The sequence below is a fragment of the Streptomyces sp. NPDC053474 genome (assembly GCF_044544845.1).
GTDB lineage: Bacteria > Actinomycetota > Actinomycetes > Streptomycetales > Streptomycetaceae > Streptomyces.
Genome location: NZ_JBITXV010000005.1, coordinates 275,583 through 297,541, shown reverse-complemented (window position 1 = coordinate 297,541; position 21,959 = coordinate 275,583). Strand labels below are relative to the sequence as shown.

19 protein-coding genes are annotated in these 21,959 nt (G+C 74.9%); 11 read left to right on the top strand and 8 right to left on the bottom strand.

All coding sequences use genetic code 11. The features are described 5' to 3' along the window. Positions 1-173 precede the first annotated feature (173 nt). Positions 174-1,103 (bottom strand): cyclase family protein, encoded by a 930-nt coding sequence (locus ACIG3E_RS14160; protein WP_399615374.1) that lies wholly within the window; start codon positions 1,101-1,103, stop codon positions 174-176. 83 nt (positions 1,104-1,186) lie between these two features. Between ACIG3E_RS14160 and ACIG3E_RS14155 the strand changes: the two genes are divergently transcribed. From ACIG3E_RS14155 to ACIG3E_RS14135, 5 genes are all read left to right on the top strand, one after another. Then, a complete protein-coding gene (locus ACIG3E_RS14155; RefSeq protein ID WP_399615372.1) occupies positions 1,187-2,134 on the top strand; it encodes an SDR family NAD(P)-dependent oxidoreductase in 948 nt (315 codons plus the stop codon). A gap of 8 nt (positions 2,135-2,142) precedes the next feature. Beyond that, positions 2,143-3,348, top strand: coding sequence for an acyl-CoA dehydrogenase family protein (locus ACIG3E_RS14150; protein WP_399615370.1), 1,206 nt, complete (start codon positions 2,143-2,145; stop codon positions 3,346-3,348). Positions 3,349-3,358: 10 nt separating this feature from the next. After that, entirely contained in the window at positions 3,359-4,408 is a 1,050-nt protein-coding gene (locus ACIG3E_RS14145) for a Zn-dependent alcohol dehydrogenase (protein WP_399615368.1), read from the top strand. Between the two features lie 54 nt (positions 4,409-4,462). Beyond that, the gene (locus tag ACIG3E_RS14140; protein WP_399615366.1) at positions 4,463-5,254 is read left to right on the top strand and encodes an enoyl-CoA hydratase/isomerase family protein; all 792 of its coding nucleotides are present in this window, start codon (positions 4,463-4,465) and stop codon (positions 5,252-5,254) included. 369 nt (positions 5,255-5,623) lie between these two features. Then, positions 5,624-6,214 (top strand): flavin reductase family protein, encoded by a 591-nt coding sequence (locus ACIG3E_RS14135; RefSeq protein WP_399615364.1) that lies wholly within the window; start codon positions 5,624-5,626, stop codon positions 6,212-6,214. Positions 6,215-6,224: 10 nt separating this feature from the next. Here the strand turns inward: ACIG3E_RS14135 and ACIG3E_RS14130 are convergent, their stop codons facing one another. Then, entirely contained in the window at positions 6,225-7,544 is a 1,320-nt protein-coding gene (locus ACIG3E_RS14130; protein WP_399615363.1) for an MFS transporter, read from the bottom strand. A gap of 59 nt (positions 7,545-7,603) precedes the next feature. Here ACIG3E_RS14130 and ACIG3E_RS14125 point away from each other — a divergent pair, with 59 nt between their 5' ends. Continuing rightward, positions 7,604-8,626 carry a GlxA family transcriptional regulator gene (locus tag ACIG3E_RS14125; protein WP_399615361.1) on the top strand — a complete coding sequence of 341 codons (1,023 nt, stop codon included), beginning with the start codon at positions 7,604-7,606 and terminating at the stop codon, positions 8,624-8,626. Between the two features lie 15 nt (positions 8,627-8,641). Here the strand turns inward: ACIG3E_RS14125 and ACIG3E_RS14120 are convergent, their stop codons facing one another. Together ACIG3E_RS14120 and ACIG3E_RS14115 are read right to left on the bottom strand one after the other, a co-directional pair. Beyond that, positions 8,642-10,867, bottom strand: coding sequence for an acetate--CoA ligase family protein (locus ACIG3E_RS14120; RefSeq protein WP_399615359.1), 2,226 nt, complete (start codon positions 10,865-10,867; stop codon positions 8,642-8,644). A 333-nt stretch (positions 10,868-11,200) separates the two neighbouring features. Beyond that, positions 11,201-12,388: a flavin-containing monooxygenase gene (locus tag ACIG3E_RS14115; RefSeq protein WP_399615357.1), complete on the bottom strand. Its 1,188-nt coding sequence runs from the start codon at positions 12,386-12,388 to the stop codon at positions 11,201-11,203. A 297-nt stretch (positions 12,389-12,685) separates the two neighbouring features. Here ACIG3E_RS14115 and ACIG3E_RS14110 point away from each other — a divergent pair, with 297 nt between their 5' ends. Continuing rightward, positions 12,686-13,126, top strand: coding sequence for a Zn-ribbon domain-containing OB-fold protein (locus ACIG3E_RS14110; RefSeq protein ID WP_399615355.1), 441 nt, complete (start codon positions 12,686-12,688; stop codon positions 13,124-13,126). Here ACIG3E_RS14110 and ACIG3E_RS14105 read toward each other — a convergent pair. From ACIG3E_RS14105 to ACIG3E_RS14095, 3 genes are all read right to left on the bottom strand, one after another. Further along, positions 13,110-13,631: a GNAT family N-acetyltransferase gene (locus ACIG3E_RS14105; protein ID WP_399615353.1), complete on the bottom strand. Its 522-nt coding sequence runs from the start codon at positions 13,629-13,631 to the stop codon at positions 13,110-13,112. The two genes, ACIG3E_RS14110 and ACIG3E_RS14105, sit on opposite strands and share 17 nt — an antisense overlap. Beyond that, on the bottom strand, positions 13,628-14,296 hold the full coding sequence (locus tag ACIG3E_RS14100) for a pyridoxal 5'-phosphate synthase (protein WP_399615351.1): 669 nt from the start codon (positions 14,294-14,296) through the stop codon (positions 13,628-13,630). Before ACIG3E_RS14100 ends, ACIG3E_RS14105 begins: the two co-directional genes overlap by 4 nt. Before the next feature lie 111 nt (positions 14,297-14,407). Continuing rightward, entirely contained in the window at positions 14,408-15,592 is a 1,185-nt protein-coding gene (locus tag ACIG3E_RS14095; protein ID WP_399615349.1) for a thiolase C-terminal domain-containing protein, read from the bottom strand. 164 nt (positions 15,593-15,756) lie between these two features. Between ACIG3E_RS14095 and ACIG3E_RS14090 the strand changes: the two genes are divergently transcribed. Both ACIG3E_RS14090 and ACIG3E_RS14085 read left to right on the top strand, forming a co-directional pair. Beyond that, positions 15,757-17,034, top strand: coding sequence for an acyl-CoA dehydrogenase family protein (locus ACIG3E_RS14090; RefSeq protein ID WP_399615347.1), 1,278 nt, complete (start codon positions 15,757-15,759; stop codon positions 17,032-17,034). Beyond that, positions 17,034-17,522, top strand: a complete 489-nt coding sequence (locus ACIG3E_RS14085) for a nitroreductase family deazaflavin-dependent oxidoreductase (protein ID WP_399615345.1) — start codon at positions 17,034-17,036, stop codon at positions 17,520-17,522. The genes ACIG3E_RS14090 and ACIG3E_RS14085 overlap by 1 nt, the downstream gene beginning before the upstream one ends. 75 nt (positions 17,523-17,597) lie before the next feature. Here ACIG3E_RS14085 and ACIG3E_RS14080 read toward each other — a convergent pair whose 3' ends face one another. Beyond that, on the bottom strand, positions 17,598-18,245 hold the full coding sequence (locus ACIG3E_RS14080; protein WP_138960308.1) for a TetR family transcriptional regulator: 648 nt from the start codon (positions 18,243-18,245) through the stop codon (positions 17,598-17,600). 281 nt (positions 18,246-18,526) lie between these two features. On the opposite strand from ACIG3E_RS14080, the gene ACIG3E_RS14075 reads away from it, so the two are divergent. Both ACIG3E_RS14075 and ACIG3E_RS14070 read left to right on the top strand, forming a co-directional pair. After that, complete coding sequence (locus tag ACIG3E_RS14075) at positions 18,527-19,297, top strand: VOC family protein (RefSeq protein ID WP_399615343.1); 771 nt, start codon at positions 18,527-18,529, stop codon at positions 19,295-19,297. Between the two features lie 181 nt (positions 19,298-19,478). Further along, on the top strand, positions 19,479-21,947 hold the full coding sequence (locus ACIG3E_RS14070) for a PQQ-binding-like beta-propeller repeat protein (protein ID WP_399615341.1): 2,469 nt from the start codon (positions 19,479-19,481) through the stop codon (positions 21,945-21,947). Positions 21,948-21,959: the final 12 nt, after the last annotated feature.

Sequence of the window (21,959 nt, the reverse complement as noted above, 5' to 3'; positions counted from 1 at the left end):
AGGGGCGGTGGAGCCTGTGGCCCGGTCCTTGGCGAGGTGCGGTTCGCGATTCGGCGTCGCGCTCCTTTCAGGGCAGAAGGGGGGCGGGGCTCGTACGCCGGAGCCGGATGGCGGCGCGCGGTCACGCGCTCGGGGCGGAGCGCCGACGCGCCGCCACCCGAACTCCGTACGGGTCAGAAGACGGCCACCGGGGCCACCGGAGTGCCCGTCGCGCCCGTGAACGGCTCGGGCATCGCCGCGAGCAGGAAGCTGTGGCGCCGTTCTTCTCCACAGGCTGTGGACAACTCTTCGAGATTCCAGTTCTGGCCCTGGAGCATGCCCATCTCCACCAGGTGGAGGGCGTGCACCGGCAGCCACAGGTTCTCGATCTCCGGCGGGAAGATCTCGAAGGTGAGCGTGTCGTTGGCGACGGCCGCCACGTCCCGCGCGTGGAACCACTCCGGGGTGCGGCAGGAGAGCCCGGGCGACGGCAGCGCGTACGCGTGCTTGTCGCCCGCCAGATAGAGCTGGACCTGGCCCGTGCGGACGAGCACGACGTCCCCGGCGCGCACCGTGACGCCGCCGAACTCCTCGGCCAGGGACAGGTCTTCGGGGGTCACCGCGTGGTCGCCGGGCAGCCGGTCGAGGCCGTGGGCGCGCGCCACGTCGAGCAGGACGCCGCGCGAGAGGAGGTGCGGGACCTTCTCGATGCCGCTGAAGCGGGCGCCCTCGTGGGCCGTGACGCTGTCGGCGGGGCGGCCGTTGTAGAGCAGGCCCGAGTGCGAGGCGTGCGGGAGGGCGTCCCAGTGGGTGGCTGCCTGGAGGCCCATGGTGACCGCGTCGTCGCTGGTCGCGACGGTGCCGGGGCCGAAGAGGCACTGGTTGATCTGCACCATCGTGTGCAGCGGGTTGACCCGGCCGGGGATCAGGCCCGCCTGGACGCCGTCGTGGCGCAGCGGAAGGGCGAGCGGGACGCGGCGGCCCGTGCGCACCTCGGCGGCGGCCTCGCGCACCACCGCGTCGGTGATCAGGTTCAGGGTGCCCAGTTCGTCGTCGGCGCCCCAGCGGCCCCAGTTGTTGACCCGCTCGGCGAGCTTGCGGAACTCGGGCGGCATGGCCGACATGGGTCCTCCCCGGGGCTTGTCTCACCGTATCTGACGGGTCATAGAATCTAACGGTCCGTCAGAAACCGCGGGAAGGGGCCGGTGTGGGGAACTTCTTGGCAGGCAAGGTGGTCGCCGTGACGGGCGCCGGGCGCGGCATCGGCAGGGCAGTCGCCCTCGCCGCGGCGGCCGAGGGCGCCAAGGTCGTCGTCAATGACTACGGGGTGTCGGTCGAAGGCGCGGAGCCCGCGAGCGAGATAGCCGACGCCGTGGTCAAGGAGATCCAGGCGGCCGGGGGCGAGGCGGTGGCCGTCGCCGACGACATCTCCACCATGGCGGGCGGGCAGCGCGTCGTCGACGTGGCCCGCACCGCGTACGGGCGGCTCGACGGGGCCGTGTGCGTCGCCGGGATCCTGCGCGAGCGGATGCTGTTCAACATGACCGAGCAGGAGTGGGACCCGGTCCTCGCCACGCATCTGAAGGGCACCTTCACCGTCTTCCGGGCCGCCTCCGCCGTGATGCGCGCCCAGCGCTCCGGCACCCTCGTCGGCTTCACCAGCGGCAACCACCAGGGCTCCGTGGCGCAGGCCAACTACAGCGCGGCCAAGGGCGGGATCATCTCGCTGGTGCGCAGCGCCGCGCTCGGTCTGCACAAGTACGGCGTGACCGCCAACGCGGTGGCGCCCGTGGCGCGCACCCGGATGTCCGCGAACGTGCCGATGGAGCTGACGGAGATCGGCGAGCCGGAGGACGTCGCCGCCTTCGTGGTGTATCTGCTCAGCGACCGGGCCCGCGACGAGCGGATCACTGGGCAGGTGTACACCGTCGCCGGGCCCAAGATCGCGGTGTGGGCGCAGCCGCGCGAGCTGCGGGCCGCGTACGCCGAGGGCGGCTGGACGCCGCAGCGGATCGCGGACCTGTTGCCGGGCACGGTGGGCGCCGACCCGATGCCGCTCCTGGAGCGGGTGGAGGCGATGGCGCGGGCGGCGGCGGAGGGCGCGCGGCCCAACGCGGGGCCGGGCGGCCGGTCCGCGTCGGGCCCCACCGCCTAGGCCCGGCCGTGGACTTCGCATTCGGGCCCGCGGACGAGGAGTTCAGGGCCGAGGCGCGGGAGTGGCTCGACGGGCATCTGACCGGCGGCTTCGCGGCGGCCGCGGGGCGCGGCGGGCCCGGCGGCGAGCACGAGGACCCGGGCCTGCGCCGGGCCTGGGAGCGGGAGTTGGGGCGCGGCGGCTGGATCGGCATCGGCTGGGACACGGCGCCGGGCGCGTACGGGAACCGTACGGCCTCGCTCACCCAGCAGGTCGTGTGGGCCGAGGAGTACGCGCGCATGCGGGCGCCCGGCCGCTGTGGGCACATCGGCGAGAAGCTGCTCGCGCCGACGCTGCTCGCGTACGGGAGCCGTGAGCAGCAGGACGCGTTCCTGCCGGACATCGCACGCGGGCAGGCCCTGTGGTGCCAGGGGTACAGCGAGCCGGGCGCGGGCTCCGACCTCGCGGGCGTCCGTACGGTCGCCGAGCGGGACGGGGACGCGTACCGGATCAGCGGGCAGAAGATCTGGACCTCGCTCGCGCACGAGGCCGACTGGTGCTTCGTGCTCGCGCGCACCGGGGGCGGCGGGGCGCGGCCGCACGAGGGCCTGTCGTTCCTGCTCGTGCCGATGGACCAGCCGGGGCGGATCGAGGTGCGGCCCATCCGGCAGCTCACCGGGACGGCGGAGTTCAACGAGGTCTTCTTCGACGGGGCCCGCGCGCAGGCCGGGCACGTCGTCGGGGGCGAGGGCGCGGGGTGGCGCGTCGCGATGGGGCTGCTCGGCTTCGAGCGCGGCGTGTCGACGCTCGCCCAGCAGATCGGCTTCGCGGCGGAGCTTGCGGCCGTCGTCGAGGACGCGGTGCGCGGCGGCGCGGTGCGCGATCCGGTGCTACGGGAGCAACTGGTCAGTCTTTGGGCCGAGTTGCGGGTCATGCGGTGGAACGCGCTGCGGACCCTCGGCGGCGGCGACCCGGGCGCGCCCAGCGTCGCCAAGCTCCTGTGGGGCGGCTGGCACCGGCGGCTCGGGGAGCTCGCGGTGCGGGTGCGCGGGGCGCTCGGCGCGGCGGGGCCCGGCGACTGGTCCGCCGACGCGCCCTACGCACTCGACGCGGCACAGCGGCTCTTCCTCTTCTCACGCGCCGACACGATCTACGGCGGCTCCGACGAGATCCAGCGGAACATCATCGCCGAGCGCGTGCTCGGCCTGCCGAGAGAGGCCCGGGGGCCTCGGTGAGGGGTGTGCGATGAGGGGCGTGGTGTTCGACGGGCGGAGCGTGGAGGTCGTCGACGACCTTGAGGTCCGGGACCCGGGTCCCGGCGAGGTCCTGGTGGCCGTCGCGGCGGCCGGGCTCTGCCACAGCGACCTGTCGGTGCTCGACGGGACGATCCCGTTCCCGGTGCCGGTGGTGCTCGGGCACGAGGGCGCGGGCGTGGTGGAGGCCGTGGGGCCCGGCGTCACGCACGTCGTCCCCGGTGACCACGTGGCCCTGTCGACGATCGCGAACTGCGGGGCCTGCGCCGAGTGCCACCGGGGGCGGCCCACCATGTGCCGCAAGGCGATCGGGGCGCCCCGGCAGCCGTTCACGCGGGGCGGGGCGCCGCTGTACCAGTTCGCGGCGAACTCCTCCTTCGCCGAGCGGACCCTCGTCAAGGCCGTGCAGGCCGTGCGGATCCCCAAGGAGATCCCGCTGACGTCCGCCGCGCTCATCGGCTGCGCGGTGGTCACCGGCGTCGGCGCGGTCCTCAACCGGGCCCGGGTCGCGTACGGGGACTCCGTCGTCGTCATCGGCACGGGGGGCATCGGGCTCAACGTGCTCCAGGGCGCGCGGATCGCGGGCGCGCGGCCGGTCGTGGCCGTCGACGCGAACCCGGACAAGGAGGAGGCGGCGCGGCGGTTCGGCGCCACGCACTTCCTGCCGTCGGCTCGGGGCGTGGCGGAGATCCTGCCGACCGGCGCGGACCACGCCTTCGAGTGCGTGGGCCGCGTCGAGCTCGTCCGGCAGGCCGTGGACCTCCTGGACCGGCACGGGCAGGCGGTCCTCCTCGGGATGCCGCCCGCCACCGCCGAGGCGTCGTTCGTCGTCTCCTCGCTGTTCCTGGACAAGTCCGTCCTCGGCTGCCGCTACGGATCGTCCCGGCCCCAGCGGGACTTCGCGCTGTACGCGGAGCTCTATCTGGCGGGGCGGCTCCTCCTGGACGAGCTGGTGACGCGCACGTACGAGGTCGAGGACTTCGCCCGGGCCCGCGCGGACGCGGAGGCGGGGCGGGTGGCGCGGGGGGTGGTGGTGTTCTGACGCGGCCGCGGCCCGCGCCCCAGCCGACCCTCGCTCCCTCCAGAGAGGAACCTCATGGACGACCCCCGGATCCACCACACCACGCGGCGCCACGTCACCTGGATCACCCTGGACCGGCCCGAGGTGCGCAACGCGCTCGCTCCGGTCGACCGGGATCGGCTCATCGGCCTGCTGGGGGAGGCCTCCCGGGATCCGGGTACGCGGGCCGTCGTGATCACCGGTGGGGGTGGGGCCTTCTGTTCGGGGGCCGATCTGCGGGGCGTGGCCGCCGGGGGCGAACGGGTCGTGGGGGACATCGCGCGGACCCTGCGCGAGGGGGCCCAGCGGCTGATCACCGGGGTCCTCGACTGCGAGAAGCCCGTGATCGCCGCCGTGAACGGCACCGCCGCCGGGCTCGGCGCCCATCTGGCCCTGGCCTGCGACCTGGTGCTCGCCGCCGAATCGGCCGCGTTCGTCGAGGTGTTCGTCCGCAGGGGGCTCGTCCCGGACGGCGGCGGGGCCTATCTGCTGCCGCGGCTGGTCGGCCCGCAGCGCGCGAAGGAGCTGATGTTCTTCGGCGACGCGCTCGCCGCGGCGGACGCGGAGCGGCTCGGGCTCGTCAACCGGGTCGTGCCCGACGGCGACCTGGAGAAGACCGCCCGGGCCTGGGCGGAGCGGCTGGCCGCCGGGCCCACCCGGGCCCTCGCCCTCACCAAGCAGCTGGTCAACGCGTCCCTGGACTCTGACCGCGCGATGGCGCTCGCGGCGGAGGCTGCCGCGCAGGAGATCAACATGGGCTCCCGGGACGCGCGGGAGGGCGTGGCCAGCTTCGCGGAGCGGCGGGCGCCTTCCTTCGAGGGGCGTTAGGGCCTGTCCGATGGGTCGGCGTGGAGCAAGGAGCGGCGTCTGGTGCGTGCGATCGCAAGGCGCCGAGATGTCCTCGGGTGGGGTCTCCCCTGCTCGAACGCAGCTGAGAGCTTGGGGAAGGAGCTACTAGGGCATTTCGGCAACGCGGCGAGAATGGGGCCTCCCCTGCTCGAGCGAAGCCGAGAGCTTGGGGAAGTGCCAGGCGTCGCGACGCCGCGCCGACCCATCGGACAGGCCCTAGCCCGGTGCTCTGTCCGCGGGCCGCCGGTGGCTGGGCGCGCAGTTCCCCGCGCCCCTTCGGGGCGCTCCTGGCCAGGCCCGCCCCACCCCTTCACATCTGACGGGCCGTCAGCTTCAATGGGAAGCGTGATGGGACACGCGGGAATGGCGGCCACGGTCGTCCGCTACCTCAGGTCGGTCGGCGAGCCCACGGTCGCGGACGTGCCACGGCCCCGGCTGCGGGCCGTCCGGGAGGGCGAGCGCGCGCCGGTCGACGCGGGTGAGTTCCGCCGGGCCCTCGGGGCCTTCGCGACCGGTGTCACCGTGGTGACGGCCCCTGGTGACGCGCCTGAGGGCCCCGCGGGCTTCGCCTGTCAGTCCTTCTCCTCGCTCTCCCTGGACCCGCCCCTGGTCTGCTTCATGGTGGGCCGTACGTCCACGACGTGGCCGCGCATCGCCCGCGCGGGCGTCTTCTGCGTCAACGTCCTGGGCGCGGGCCAGGCGGACCTGTGCCGGGCGTTCGCGGTCAGCGGCGCCGACAAGTTCGCGGGGGTCTCCTACGACGCCGCGCCCGTGACGGGCGCCCCGCGCCTGGCGGGCGCCGTGGCGTGGATCGACTGCACCGTGCACGCGGTGCACACCGGCGGCGACCACCTCATCGTGGTCGGCCGGGTGGAGGCCCTGGACGCCACGGACAGCGACGCGACCCCGCTCCTCTTCCACCGGGGGCGGCTGTTCTGAAGGCATGTGCTCACGCCGTGAGCATCGTGCCGCGGCGGATCACCAGTGACATCAGCGCCGCCGCCGCGCACAGGCCCCCGGACGCGTACCAGACCACGTCGTAGGAGCCGAAGACGTCCCGGGCCACGCCGCCGAGGAAGGCGACGAGGGCCGCCCCGACCTGGTGCGAGGCGAGTACCCAGCCGAAGACGATCGCGCTGTCGGCGCCGTAGTGCTCGCGGCACAGGGCGAGCGTGGGCGGGACCGTGGCCACCCAGTCGAGTCCGTAGAAGACGATGAAGAACACCATCGGCACGTGCACGCTGGGCGCGAGCAGGATGGGCAGGAACACCAGGGAGACGCCGCGCAGCGCGTAGTAGACGGCGAGGAGGCGCCGGGCCTCGAAGCGGTCGGTGAGCCAGCCGGAGGCGATCGTGCCCACGACGTCGAAGACGCCGATCACGGCGAGCAGCGACGCGGCGGCGGTGACCGGCATGCCGTGGTCGTGCGCGGACGGCACGAAGTGCGTGCGGACGAGCCCGTTGGTGGACGCCCCGCAGATGGCGAAGGTGCCCGCGAGCAGCCAGAACGGGCCGGTGCGCGCCGCGTCGAGCAGCACCCGCACGGTCCGCACGGCGGCGCCGCGCGTGGGCTCCGGCTTGGGCGTGAACTCGCCGCCGTACGGGGCGAGTCCGACGTCCGCGGGGTGGTCGCGCAGGAGCAGCCACACGAACGGCACCACGACGAGCGCGGCCAGCGCGACCGTCACGGACGCGGGCCGCCACCCGTGCTCGTCCACGATCCACGCGCACAGCGGCAGGAACACCAGCTGGCCGGAGGCGCCCGCCGCCGTCAGGACGCCGGTGACCAGGCCGCGCCGCTCGACGAACCAGCGGTTGGTGACGGTCGCGGAGAAGGCGAGCGCCATGGACCCGGTGCCGAGGCCGACCAGGAGGCCCCAGTACAGCAGCAGTTGCCAGCTCGCGGTCATCCACACGCTGAGCAGCGCGCCCGCCGCGACCAGGCCGAGCGCGGTCACGACGACCTTACGGATGCCGAAGCGGTCCATGAGCGCGGCGGCGAACGGCGCGGTGAGCCCGTACAGCGCCATGTCGACGGAGACGGCGAGGCCGATCTCGCCCCGGGACCAGTCGAACTCCTCGTGCAGGGGGTCGATGAGCAGGCCGGGCAGGGAGTTGAAGGCGGCGCCGCCGATGATCGTCACGAAGGTGACGGCGGCGACGAACCAGGCGCGGTGGACGCGGGGCGCCCGCCGCCGCGGGCCCCGTGGGGACTCGGCGCCGCCCGCCCGTGCGGAGGTCTCGGTTGTCTGGGTCACGTCAGCCAGCATCCGGTGCGGGAGTGGCGCGATCGAGTGGCCGAGAGGTCAGCGTTCGCTAGGATCGGGCCATGGCCGAGCAGCGGGTGCGCGGGGGCGGGCGGGGGCGGCGGGCACCGGCCCCGCACCGCGTCGCCGTCCTCGTCATGGACGGTGTCATCCCCTTCGAGCTGGGCATTCCCCAGCGCGTCTTCGGCCGCGCGCGCGATGCCGAAGGGCGGCGCCTGTACGAGGTCGTGACCTGTTCCGTACGGCCGCCGGGGCCGGTCCGCACGGACGCGGACTTCGCGGTCCTCGTCGAGCACGGGCCCGAGGCGCTGGCCGCCGCCGACACCGTCGTGGTGCCCGCGTCGCACGAGCTGGGCCCGGTGTACGAGGAGGGCCGCCTGACCGACGACCTCGCCGCGGCCTTCGCGCGGGTGCGCCCCGGCACCCGCATGGTGTCGATCTGCACGGGCGGCTACGTCCTGGCGGCGGCGGGCCTCCTGGACGGCCGCCCGGCCACCACGCACTGGGCGCACGCGGAGCACTTCCAGCGGCTCTTCCCGCGCGTCGAGGTCGACGCGGACGTGCTGTTCATCGACGACGGGGACGTGCTCACCTCCGCCGGGGTCGCCGCGGGCCTCGACCTGTGTCTGCACGTGGTGCGCCGCGACCACGGCTCGGCCGTCGCCAACGAGGTGGCCCGCTCCACGGTCGTGCCGCCGCACCGCGACGGCGGGCAGGCGCAGTACGTCCAGCGCCCGGTGCCCGAGCCGCGCCTCGCGACGACGACCACCGCGCGGGCCTGGGCCCTCGGCCGCCTCCACGAGCCGCTCCAGCTGCGCGACCTCGCCGAACAGGAGGCCATGTCGGTGCGCACCTTCACCCGTCGCTTCCGCGAGGAGGTCGGGGTGAGCCCCGGCCAGTGGCTGACCCGGCAGCGGGTGGAGCGGGCCCGCCACCTCCTGGAGTCCACGGCCCTGTCCGTCGACCGGGTCGCCCGCGAGTGCGGCTTCGGCACGGCCCAGTCCATGCGCCAGCACCTCCAGTCGGTGCTTGGCGTGACGCCGACCGCGTACCGCCGTACGTTCCGCGGCGCGGACGGGCGCTGATCCGCGCGGCGGCGGTCAGCCGCAGCGCACGAGGGCGTCCAGGGCCACCGCACCCTGCCCGCGGCCGAGGACCATCAGGGGGTTGATGTCCAGCTCCGCGACCCGCCCCGCCAGTTCGAGGGCCATCCGCTGGACGCGCAGGACGACCTCGACCAGGGCGTCCAGGTCGGATGGCGGCGCCCCGCGCACCCCGTCAAGGAGGGCCCGGCCGCGCAGCTCGTCGAGCATCGCGCGGGCCTGGTCCTCGCCGAAGGGCGGCACGCGCACCGCGGTGTCGTGCAGGACCTCCACGAGCACTCCGCCGAGCCCCACGGTCACGGTGGGCCCGAACAGCGGGTCCTGGCTGACGCCGACGACCATTTCGACGCCGCGCTCCACCATCTGGCAGACCAGGACGCCGTCGAGGTCGATGTCCTCGTAGCGGGCGATGTCGGTGAGGTCGCGGTAGGCGTCGCGGACCTGGCTGGCGGAGGTGAGGCCGATGCGGACGAGGCCGAGTTCGGTCTTGTGGGCGATCCGCGCGCCGGAGGCCTTCATGACGACGGGGTAGCCGACCTGCCCGGCGGCGCGGACGGCCGCGGCCGCGCTGGTGACGAGCTGTTCGCGCGGTACGCGGATGCCGTACGCGCGCAGGAGCTGCTTCGCGGCGTGCTCGCTGAGCTGGCGGCCCGGGCGCATCAGGGCCTCGGCCTTGCGGTAGGAGGGCGACGCGGTGCGCGGGGCCTCGTCGAAGGGGGAGCGGTAGGCCGCGGTGAAGCGGTGGTGGTCCACATAGGCGCGCACGGCCGTGACGCAGTTGGCGAAGGTGCGGAAGGTGGCCACGCGCGAGGAGCCGAGCAGGGTCGTGCGGTAGGCCTCCTCGGTGCCCACGGGGGAGCCCCAGACCACGCAGATCAGCTTGTCCGTCGCCTCGGCCGCCGCGACCAGGTCCGCGGCCAGCCTGTCGCTCATCGGCGGGAAGGGGCCCGTGATCGGGCAGATCAGGACGCCGATCGAGGGATCGGCCAGGATCGCGTCGATGATCTTCCGGCCGCGCCAGTCGCCGACGGGGTGGCCGCCGCTGTCGATGGGGTTGGAGACGTTCAGGTCGTGCGGGATCCACTGGTGGAGCTCGGTCTGCCGGGCCTCGGGGAGCGTCGGCAGGCGCAGGCCCGCCGCCGTCGCCAGGTCGGCGAAGTGCGCGCCGGTGCCGCCGGAGATCGAGTAGACGGCCACGCCGTCGGCCCTGGGCGGCCGGGCCCGTGCCAACAGGGCGGCGGTGTCCTGGAGTTCGTCGAGCCCGTCGACGCGGATCACGCCGAACTGCCGCATCGCCGCGTCCACGACGGTGTCGGCGCCGGTCAGCTTGCCGGTGTGCGACGCGGCCGTGCGGGCGCCGGTCTCGGTGCGGCCGACCTTGACGGCGACGACCGGGACGCCGCGCCGGGCGGCCCGGTCGGCGGCGAGCAGGAAGGCGCGGCCGTCCTTGAGGCCCTCCACGTACGCGGCGATGGCGCCGACCTCCGGCTGCTCGGCGAAGTACGAGAGGAAGTCGGCGGTCTCCAGGTCGGCCTCGTTGCCGGTGGGCGCCCAGTGGGAGAGGCGGATGCCCAGCTCCTGGAGGGTGAAGACGGGGCGGCCCTGGTGGCCGGACTGGGTGATGAGGGCGATGGCGGGGCCTTCGAGGTCCTCGCGGAACTCCTCGAAGGCGTTGAGGTTGGTGTTCGGGCCGAGCAGGCGCAGGCCCGAGCGGCCGACGGCGGCGGCGAGCCGGTCCTGCGCGGCGGCGCCCGCCGCGCCGGTCTCGGCGAAGCCGGAGGCGAAGACCACCGCGAACCGGGCCTTGGCCTCGGCGAGTTCCTCCACGACGGGCAGTGGATCGCGCACCAGGACGACGGCCACGTCGACGGGGCCGGGCAGCTCGGCGACCGAGCGGACGCAGGGGATGCCGAAGACGGCGGGCCTGCTGGGGTGCACGGGGTGGAGCCGGGAGCCGACGCGCTCGGCCCAGGCGACGAGCTGGCGGGTGATGCCGGTGTGCGGCCGCCCCTCGGCGTCCGACGCGCCGACGACGGCGACGGACTCCGGGCGGAAGAACCGGTCGAGGTCGGGGACGTCGGCGTACAGCGGGCGCCCGCTGACGTCCAGGTCACCGGGGGTGGCGGCACGGCCGTGGACGGTGGCGGCGGGGAGGCCGCCACAGGCGACGGCGCGTGCGCGGCGGGGGTCGGAGGTGAAGGTGCCGTACGTCGATCCAAGCATCGGTACGCCCGCTCCTGTGTGACGGCGACGACTGGGCCGACCGGGCCCCGGGTGCGGGGGCCGCGGGCGGCTGCGACAGTGCCGGGACTCGAAACTGACGCTTAGTCAGGTTACTGAACTGACGGCCCGTCAGGAATGGGGCTGCGGGCAAAGTCCGGCGGGGCGCGTGGGGCCGCTGCGGTGGTTGGGCGCCCGTGCCCTTCCACGGAACCGCACGAACGGCCGCCTGCCAAGAGTGCCTTGGCGCTCCGCTGGGGTTGCCGCGGTGGGTCGTTCGTTGTCTGCGGGGGCTTCGTGGCTGGTCGCGCAGTTCCCCGCGCCCCTTCGGGGCCCCTACGCCTGCGCCACCGCGCGGGCGATTTTGCTTGCGTCCCTCGCCAGTTCTCGGAGTGTGCCGCTGATGGGGGTGGTGAAGCCGGTGAAGTACAGGTGCGGGGCCTCGGGGGCGGTGCGGGGGCCGTGTGCGCGGGGGCGGCCCCGGGCGTCGAGGACGCCGAGGTGGCCGAGGAGGGGCTCCAGGGCGCGGCGGTAGCCGGTGGCGGCGATGACGGCGTCGGGGCCGAGGCGGCTGCCGTCGGCGAGGAGCACCTTGCCGCCCTCGAAGGACTCGACGGCGGCGACCGGTTCGACCCGGCCCGAGCGCACCGCGTCGATCAGGCCGACGTCCTGCACCGGGATGGCGCCCTCGCGGACGCGCGAGTACAGGCCGGTGCCGGGGCGCGGCAGGCCGTGCGCGGACAGGTCGGGCACGCTGACGCGGGCGATCGCGCGGCCGAGCCGGTCGACCACCGGCACGGGCAGCCTGCGGCACAGGATGCCGGAGCGCTGGGCGGGCCAGCCCGCGGTGGAGCGGCGCATGATGTGCGGCGGGGTGCGCACGGCGATCCGGACCCGGGCGGCGCCGCCCGCCGCGAGGTCGACGGCGATCTCGGCGCCGGTGTTGCCGATGCCGACGACGAGGACGTCCTGGCCCGCGTAGGGGCTGGGCTCGCGGTAGGCGCTGGCGTGCCGGAGGTCGCCGGGGAAGGTGTCGGCGCCCGGCCAGTCGGGCACGTGCGGGGTGTGGTTGTGGCCGGTGGCGACGATCACCGCGCGGCCGGTCAGCTCGCGCCCGCCGGTGCCCCGCAGGAGCCAGCCCCCGTCGTCGGCGGCGCGCTCCAGGCGGGTCACCTCGACGCCGGTGACGACGTCCAGTTCGTGGTACTCCGCGTACTTCTCCAGATAGCGCACCACGTTGTCCCGGGAGACCCAGCGGCCGAACGAGCGCGGCATCGCGAGGCCCGGAAGCCCGGACAGGCGGCGCGTGGTGTGCAGGTGGAGGCGGTCGTAGTGACCGCGCCAGGACGCGCCGACGCGGTCGGACTTCTCCAGGACGACGGCGCGTACGCCGCGTGCGCGCAGCGCGGCCGCGACGGCGAGGCCGCCGGGGCCGCCGCCGATGACGTACACGGGGCGGACCGGTCCTGGTCTGTCCGGGAGGGGCCGGTCGGTGCTGGGGGGAGGTGGGTTCGAGTCGGCCATGACGGGAGAGTAACCACGCCGTCACTTGATGGGTGACGGACAAGTCCGAAACCGGTTGCGAATTGATCACGTACGACGGCCCCTTGCGCGCGCCCTGACCGATGCGCTGAACTGACGTCCCGTCAGGTTGACTTCCCCGCACCCGCTGATCAGGAGAGATCCCCGCATGGACACCACCTGCCCCCAGGGCGCCGCACGGCCCGCCACGCCCCGCACCGGCCGCGTCCCCCGACGGTCGGGGAGCCGGTGGCGCGGGGCCGAGAAGGGCCGGTTCGAGCGGGGCGCGGGGGCCGTCCGGTGACGGCCGAGGGACGACCCCGCTTCGACCTCCCCCAAGTTGACGCCTTCACCCGGACCTACTGGGACGCCGCCGCCGAGGGCCGTCTGCTGCTCCGCCGCTGCCACGCGCCCGGCTGCGGGCTCGCCCACCACTACCCGCGCGAGTTCTGCCCCCACTGCTGGAGCGAGGACGTCACCTGGGAGAGCGCCCGCGGCGACGCCACGCTCTACACCTGGTCCGTCGTCCACCGCAACGACCTGCCGCCCTTCGACTCGCGCGTCCCGTACGTCGCCGCGGTCGTCGACCTCGTGGAGGGGCCGCGCATGATGACGGAGCTGGTGGGCTGCGCGGAGGGCGAGCTGCGCGTCGGGATGCCGCTGCGGGTCGCGTTCCGCGAGCTGGGGGAGGGCCTGGCGGCACCGGTGTTCGGGCCCGCCGGGTTCACGCGGGCGCGGTGAGCTGTTTCACGTAGCGGTGGCAGGGGACGCGGATGGGGCCCGTGGTGCCCGCGGCGAGGTATTCGAAGAGGCCCTCGTCGCGCCAGCCCTGGCGTTCGTAGAAGCGGCGGGCGCGGGCGTTGCCGTCGACGACCGCGAGCCAGGCGCGGCGGTGGCCCTTGGCGGCGACCACGCGCTCGGCCTCGGCGAGCAGCGCGACGGCCACGCCCGTGCCCCGGTGCGCGGCGGACACGTAGACCTGCTCGACCTCGTCGTCGACCACCATCACGAAACCGGCGAGCACCCCGGCGACCAGCGCGACCACCGTGTCGTCGACGCGGCTCGGGGCGCGCAGCACGAACGACTGGGGGGTGCGGACCGTGAGGAGCGCCTCGGGGACGTGCCCCAGGTGGCCGTCGCTCCAGCCCGCGTGCCAGATCCGGGCGACCGCCGCGGCGTCCTCCGCGCGGGCGGGGCGCAGGACGAGCCGGGCGTCCTCTCCGGTCAGGCCTTCCTCTTCGGTCACGGCCACAGCAACTCCCTCAGCCAGGCCCCCTGTTGGTCCGCCGCCCGGTACCGCAGGCGCACGTGCCGCCGTCGGGCGTCCCCTTGGAAGAACTCCACCTCATCGGGGGCCAGTACGTACAGCGTCCAGCTCGGCGCGTCGGCGTCCGGTCGCTCGGCCGCACGCTCCCAGGCGGCCTCCGACGCCTCCGTCAACACGGCGCGCGAGGCGAGGACTTCGCTCTGGTGTCCGACGAGCGCCGCAGCGAGCGCCCCCGTGCTCCGCGCGTGCAGGTCCGCGAGGGCCTCGGCGTGCGGGGCGACGGCGACCGGGCCGCGCAGCCGGATCTGGCGGGCCTGGGCGGGCCAGTAGAAGTGCAGGGCCGCGTGCGGGCGCTCGGCGAGCTGGCGGCCCTTGCGGCTGATGTCGTGCGAGGCGAAGTGCCAGCCCGCCGTGTCGGCGTCGTGCAGCATGACCGTGCGCGCGTCCGCTCGGCCCGCCGCGTCCGTTGTCGCCAGGGTCATGGTGTGTGGCTCGGTCTGGCCTGCGGTGATCGCCTCGGCGAACCAGTGGTGGAAGAGCCCGAGTGGCGCGTCGGGCGTGGCCGCCGGGTCGAAGGCGGGGAGGTCGGTGTCCCACACCTTCTGGGATCTGAGCAGGTCGCGAAAGCGGTCCGTCGTTGTCATGGCTCGATTGTGCGCCGTCGTTCGCCTGCGGGTTCGTAGGGGCTGGTCGCGCAGTTCCCCGCGCCCCTTTGGGGCGCTGCCCGCTCGGCCGCGGCCGCCCCTTCGGGGCGTTCAGCCGCGGGCGAGCACCACCGTGGCTGAGGAGCAGAACCAGCCGCCCGTGCCGGAGGCCACCGCTAGTTCGGGGAGGTGGCCGTCCGGGCGGTGGACCTGGCGGGACTCGCCCGCGTCGCCGCGCAGCTGCCGTACCGCCTCCACGAGCAGGAACAGGCCCCGCATGCCGGGGTGCTGGGCGGAGAGGCCGCCGCCGTCGGTGTTGGTCGGCAGCTCGCCGTCCCGCAGCAGTCGGCCCTTCTCCACGAAGGCGCCGCCCTCGCCCTTGGCGCAGAACCCCAGGTCCTCCAGGGTCACCAGGGTCATGTAGGTGAAGGCGTCGTAGATCTGCGCCACGTCGATGTCCGCGGGCCGCACCCCGGCCCGCTCGAACGCGAGGCGCCCGCTCACGGCCGCGGGGGAGACGGTGAAGTCCCGCCACTCGGACATGGTGGTGTGCGACACGTGCTCGCCGGTGCCGAGGACCCAGACGGGCCGGGGCGCGCAGTCGCGCACGAGGTCCTCGGCCGCGAGCAGGACCGCGCAGCCGCCGTCGGAGCGCAGACAGCAGTGCAGCTTGGTGAACGGGTCGGCGATCACGGGCCCGCCGAGCACGTCGTCGACCGTGATCGGCTCCCGGAACATCGCCTCCGGGTTCGTCGCCGCGTTGGCCCGCGCCTGCACCGCCACGGACGCCAGCTGTTCGAGCGTGGTGCCGTACTCGTGCAGGTGGCGCCGGGCCGCCATCGCGTACTTGGCGATCAGCGAGTGCCCGTACGGGACCTCGAACTGGAGCGGGCCGCGCGCGCCGAAGGACAGGTTGCCGGTGCGGCGGCCCGCTCGGACGTCCGCGCGTGCCGTGGAGCCGTACACGAGCAGGACCGCGTTCGCGTGCCCCGCGGCGATCGCGTCCGCCGCGTGCGCGGCCATGACCTCCCAGGTGGCGCCGCCCACGGCGGTGGAGTCCACCCAGCGCGGGCGCAGACCCAGGTACTCCGCGACCTCGACGGGCGCGAGCGTGCCGAGGCCCGCGGAGGCGAGCCCGTCCACGGCGTCCCGGCCGAGCCCGGCGTCGGCGAGCGCCCGGCGCGCGGCCTGGGCGTGCAGGGCGTAGGGCGTGACGTCGTCCAGGCGGCCGCAGTCGGCGAGGGCGACCCCTACGACGGCGACCTTCCTGGTTCCTGTGCGCGAGGGGCTCGACATGAATCTGACGGTATATCAGGTGAGGGGTGGGCGGGAGGGGTCTCCTTGGGGCTTGCGGCTTCGCGGGCCTGGGCATCTGCCCCGCGCGGTCCTAGCATGTCGGCCCGTCGCCGTACATGACGGTTCGTCAGATACGGGTGTGCCGCCCGGGGAGGAGCCCGCCGATGGACGCCACCTGCACCGTGGAGCAGGACGAGATCCGCCGCGCCGTGCGCGAGGTGCTCACCAAGCGCCGGGCCGCCGAGGGCCTCCGCGCCGCCGTGCGCACCCCCGCCGGGTACGACGCCGCGCTCTGGGAGGCCCTCGCCGGGCGGCTCGGGCTTCCCGGGCTCGCGCTGCCCGAGGAGTACGGCGGCGTGGGGTGCGGGCCCGTCGAACTCGCCCTCGCCGGGGAGGAGCTGGGCCGGGCCCTGGTGCCCTCCCCGCTGTTCGCCACGGCCGCGCTCGCCGTGCCGCTGCTGCTGCGCCTCGGCACCGCGCGGCAGCGCACGGCGCTCCTGCCGCGCATCGCCTCGGGCGGGCTGACGGCCACCCTCGCGGTGCCCGGGGCGGTGCTCGGCGCCGCGCTCGGCCTCACCGGGGGCAACGGCGGCGACTGGGCGGGCGGCGGCCGCGCGGGCGGCGTCCAGGCCACCGCCGCCACCGGTACCTGGCGCCTCTACGGCCAGGCCGACCAGGTCCTGGACGGGCACAGCGCCGGGCTGCTGCTCGTCGCCGCGCACACGGGCGGCTTCGCGCGCTCGCGGACCCTGCTGTTCCTCGTACGGGGCGACGCCCCCGGGCTCGTCCGCACCCGGCGGACCACCCTGGACGAGACGCGCGCCCAGGCCCGCGTGGAACTGCGCGACGTACAGGCGGAGTTGCTCGGCGACGGCGACGGCGAGGGCGCCGAGGTGCTCCCGGCCCTCGCGGACGTGGGGGAGCGGGCCGCCGCCGTGCTCGCCGCCGAGGCCGTCGGCGCCGCGGACGAGGCCCTCGCGCGCACCCTCGGCCACGTCCGGGAGCGCGAGCAGTTCGGCCGCCCGATCGGGTCGTTCCAGGCGGTGAAGCACCGCCTCGCGGACGTGTACGTACGGGTGTGCGCGGCGCGGTCGGCGGCGTACTACGCGGCCTGGGCGGCGGGCGCGGCGGATGGGGAGCACGTCGGCGCCCTCGCCGTGGCCGAGCCCGGCGCGGGCCTCGCGCTCGCGTGCGCCCTGGACGCGCTGCGGACGGCGGCGGCCGAGGCCGTCCAGCTGCACGGCGGCACCGGCTTCACCTGGGAACACGACGCGCACCTGTTCTTCAAGCGGGCGTCGGGTGACGAGCTGCTCTTCGGCCCCGCGCACCGGCTGCGGGCGCACGCGGCCGAGCGCGCCGGACTGTTCGCGCTCCACCCCGACGCCGGGCGGGCGCCCGTTCGGGTGGAGCGGGCCGCCGCGGCCGAGGAGGCGGCCCTCTGATGGCCGGGCCCGGCGTCCGTTTCGTACGGAAGGTGTCGGCGACCCGTGCCTTCGCCCGGGTCGCCCCGCACGTGGTGCCCGCCGTCGACCGGGCGGTGCACCGGCTCACGCGGGGAAAGGTGCTGCTCAGCGCGCGCATGCTGCCCGGGCTCGTGCTCACGGCGCGGGGCGCGAGGAGCGGGCTCGCGCGGCGGACACCGCTGGCCTGCCTGCCGCGGCGGGACGGGAGTTGGCTCCTGGTCGGCTCCAACTTCGGCCGGGCCGCGCATCCCGCGTGGACCGCCAACCTGCTGGCCCACCCGGACGCCGAGATCAGCTGGCGCGGGCGGGACGTACCGGTGCGGGCCCGGCTGCTCACGGGCGAGGAGCGGGCCCGGGCGTGGTCCGCGGCCCTGGAGTTCTGGCCGCCGTACGCGGCGTACCAGGAACGGGTGGACCGGGAGATACGGGTCTTCCGCCTGGACCGGCGGGAAGGGAAGGAAAGGTGAGGAAAGGGGCGTAGCCCCGTCCGGCGCGGCCCGGGGGCCGCGCCGGGGTGACAGGACTGTTCGGGGCTGCCGCCGCTACTTCGTGGGCTTCTTGCCGGTGACGCCCATGTGGACCAACGCGGCGAGGTTCGGCTTCAGTTCGGCCTGCTTGACGCCCCAGGTCTGGAAGCCGCGCTGGTGGGAGGCGACCGCGGCGAGCATCGCGACCAGCGAACCGGCAAGGGCCGCCGGGCTCACGTCCTTGTCGACCTTGCCCTTGGACTGGAGCTCCTTGACGGTGTCCGCAAGGGAGTTGTTCACCGAGTTCAGGATCTTCATCCGGATCTTGTAGAAGCGCTTGTCGCCCTCGGCGGCGCCCAGGTCGACGACCCGGAGGATCGCGTCGTTCTTCCGCCAGAAGTCGAGGAAGCCGTCGACGAGGTCCTGCGACGTCTGCCAGCCCGCCTTGCCGACCCAGGAGCGGCCCTCCAGGAGGTGGGTCAACTCCGCGCCCTCGGTGGCCATTTGCTCGGCGATCTCCAGGACGGCGCCTTCGACGTCCGGGAAGTACTGGTAGAACGTCGCCGGTGAAGTGCCCGCCTTCCGGGCGACGTCGATGACCTTCACGTCGCGGTAGGGCGAGGAGCTGAGCATCTCGCTCAGGCAGTCGAGCAGTTTCTGACGTGTCGCCTGACCACGTCGACCGGCCACTCGGCCGTCGACGGTTCGTACCTGTCCTGTCATGCCGTCAGCTTACCGAGGGGTGATCGGAGCGCGATTCGACCGAGTGCAAATGGGGTTGGAGCGGTGGCGCGGGGGCGCTGGAGGGGGACCGGAGTGCGCCGGAGGGCGCCCGGGGGCGGTGGTACGCGCCGTCCGAAAAGAATTGGCCATGTGTTCGATTTCATGGGCTGCGCGGTGCCGGGCCGGGGGTTAGCTTGACTGTGACGGAGGCCATAGGAAGGCCTTCCCGGTGCGCCGACGGGCGAGGGCCACCGGCGGGCGAGAGCTGAGGAAACGGTTCCATGGAATTCGCGGAAGGCGTCCCCTGCTGGGTGGACGCGATGCTGCCCGACGTGGAGGGCGGCAAGCGCTTCTACGGTGAGCTCTTCGGGTGGACCTTCGACTCCGGCGCGGGCCCCGAGCACGGGCGCTACGCCCAGGCGCTGCTCGACGGCGAACCCGTCGCCGCGCTCGCCCCCAAGCCGGACGGCCGCATGCCGACCACCTGGACGGTCTATCTGGCGACGCCCGACGCCGCCACGGCCGCCGCCCGGGTCACGGCCGCGGGCGGGCAGGTGATCACGGAGCCGGTCCCGGTGGGCGCCTACGGCACGATGGGGCTGGTGACCGACCCCGAGGGCGCGGTCTTCGGCCTCTGGCAGGCCGGGGAGCACCGGGGCTTCGGCGCGCTGCGGAAGCCGGGCGCCTACTGCTGGACCGAGGTGCACGTACGCGACAAGAGCGTCGTGGACCCCTTCTACGAGGCCGTCTTCGGCTACGGCGGCCACGACGTCGTGATCGGCGGCGAGGAGTTCCGCACCTGGTCGCCCGAGGGCGCCGAGGCCGGGCCCGACACCGCGGTGGGGGGCCGGGCCGTGATGTCCGGGGCGGTGCCCGCCGAGATGCCCGCGCACTTCCTCAGCTACTTCGCCGTGGCCGACTGCGACGCGACGGCCGCCGCGGCGCGCCGCCTCGGCGGCCGGGTGCGGACCGAGCCGTACGACATCCCGTACGGAAGGGTGGCCGTCCTCGTCGACAACCAAGGGGCGGCATTCGGCATCCTCCAGGACTGAAGTCCCCCATCAGGTCCCGTTACGCGGCTTTTGTACGGAAACATCCCGATGTTGCCCCGGGTTCGCAACCATCGCCCGGGACAGGAAGAATCAGGGTGCGTGCCGCCCGAGCGGCTCGGTGGTGAGACGCTGCACGAGGCCGCCCTACGACGGCGGCCGGGTACGGGGAGGTGGCAGGCAAGTGGTGGACCAGCTGACGCAGCACGATCCGCGGCGGATCGGCCCGTTCGAGGTCCTGGGGCGGCTCGGCGCCGGCGGCATGGGGCTCGTGTATCTCGCGCGCTCCGCGTCCGGGCGCCGCGTGGCGATCAAGACGGTGCGGACGGAGCTCGCCGAGGACCAGCTGTTCCGGGTCCGCTTCACGCGCGAGGTGGAGGCCGCGCGCGCCGTCTCCGGCTTCTACACGGCCGCGGTCGTGGACGCCGACCCGCGCGCCGCCGTGCCCTGGCTCGCCACGGCGTACGTGCCCGCGCCCTCGCTCGAGGAGATAGTGAACGAGCACGGGCCGCTGCCCACCCAGGCCGTGCGCTGGCTCGCCGCCGGGGTCGCCGAGGCCCTGGAGTCCATCCACGGCGCGGGCCTCGTGCACCGCGACCTGAAGCCGTCCAACGTCCTCGTCGTCGAGGACGGCCCGCGCGTCATCGACTTCGGCATCGCCTCCGGCGTCTCCAACACCCGCCTGACCATGACGAACGTCGCGGTCGGCACCCCCGCCTACATGTCGCCCGAGCAGGCGAAGGACTCCCGCAGCGTCACCGGCGCCAGCGACGTCTTCTCGCTCGGCTCCACCCTCGTCTTCGCCGCCACCGGGCACGCGCCGTTCCACGGCGCCAACCCCGTCGAGACCGTCTTCATGCTCCTTCGCGAGGGCCCCGACCTGGAGGGCCTGCCCGACGAGCTGCGGCCCCTCATCGAGTCCTGCATGCAGATGGACGCCGCCCTGCGGCCCACCCCGAACGACCTCCAGGCCCAGCTCGCCCCGCACCTGTTCGCCTCCGAGAGCTCCGGCGACGACAGCGGCACCGCGTCCGCCTGGCTGCCCGAGCGGGCCGTGGCCCTCATCGAGGCCCGGCGCGGCGGCCGCCCGCCCGCGCGCGCCGCCGCCACCACCGGCTCCGCCGGGCGCAACAGCCGCGCCGGGGCCGCCTCCGCGCCCGTGTCCCTGCCGCCCCCGCCGCGGCAGGCGCCCGCCATGCCCGCGCACGCGCCCTCCCAGGCGGCGCCCTCGCACGCCCCCTTCCACGGGGGCGCGCCGGACTTCCACGGGGGCGCGCCCGGGGGTGCGCCCGGCCTCCACGGGGGTGTGCCCGACGGCGGGCCCGTGCGGCTCGCGGGCGCCCAGGTGCCGATCGGGCCCGGGCCCCGGGTCGCCGAGGCCCGCGCCGCCGTCGTGCCGCCGCCCTCCGGGCTCGCCGGGTCCTGGTCGCGCTCCGGTACGCCCGCACCGGCGCAGCCGCGCGCCAACGGGACCGGGGCCGCCGCCGCGCCGACCTCCGCGCCCGCCGGGGCCGGGGCCGCCGCGGGCGGGTCCTGGCGGCCCTGGCGGTTCCGCATGTCCAACGACGTGTGGGGCACCCCCGCCGTCGCCGGGAACCTCGTGTACGTCACCTCCTTCGAGGTCCACGCCCTCGACGTGGGCACCGGGCGGCGCAGCTTCAAGACCCGCGACGTCGCCTGGTCCATGGCCGTGGCCGACGGCCGCGTCCACGCCTCCGACGGCCCCACCCTCTACGCCCTCGACGGCTCCGACGGCTCCGACCTGTGGCGCCTGTCGACCGACGCCTGGGTGTACGCCCTCCAGGCCGACCGGGGCACCGTCGTCACCGCCACGCGCGGCGGCGGCGTCCAGGGCTGGGAGGCCGCCAACGGCGAGAAGCTCTGGGAGATCACCGGCGCCCAGACCGAGTTCGAGACGCCCGAGGCCGCGCCCGTCATCCGCGACGGCACGGTGTACGTCTGGAAGGACGCCCGGCTCCGCGCCGTCGACGCCCGCAGCGGCATCGAGCGCTGGTCCTACCCCATCGGCGACGCCGCGTCCTGCGGCGGCGTGCCCGTCCGCGTGACCCAGGCCGCCGACGGCTTCGTGTACGTGGCCGCGGGCACCCGCGTCCTCGCCCTGGACGTGGCGACCGGCCACGTCCGCTGGCACTTCGAGGCCCCGGCCGTCTTCCTCTCCCCGCCCGCCTTCGCGCCCGGGCCCGCCGTCACCGGCGGCGGCGTCTACCTCGCCGACTACCTGGGCACGGTGTACGCCCTCGACGCCACGGACGGCCGCGACCGCTGGCGCATCGCGACCGAGTCCCGCTCCTCCGTCGAGCCCGTCCTGGTCGCGGACGGCCACGTGCACGTCGGCAGCGGCAAGGGCCTCTACACCCTCGACGCCGTCACCGGCACGCCCAAGTGGCGCTTCCAGGCGGGCGGCGAGGTCGTCGGCTCACCCGTGGTCGCCGACCGCCGCATCCACTTCGGCGCCACGGACCACTTGCTGTACACCCTCAAGGCCGACGACGGCCGCCTCCGCTGGAAGCTCGCCACCGGCGGCGAGATCACGGGGGCGCCCGTGGTGCGGGACGGGGTGGTGTACGCGTGCAGCAAGGACCGCTGCGTGTACGCGCTCGACGCGGAACGAGGCACAGCCACAGCCCGCTGACCCCCGGGCCCC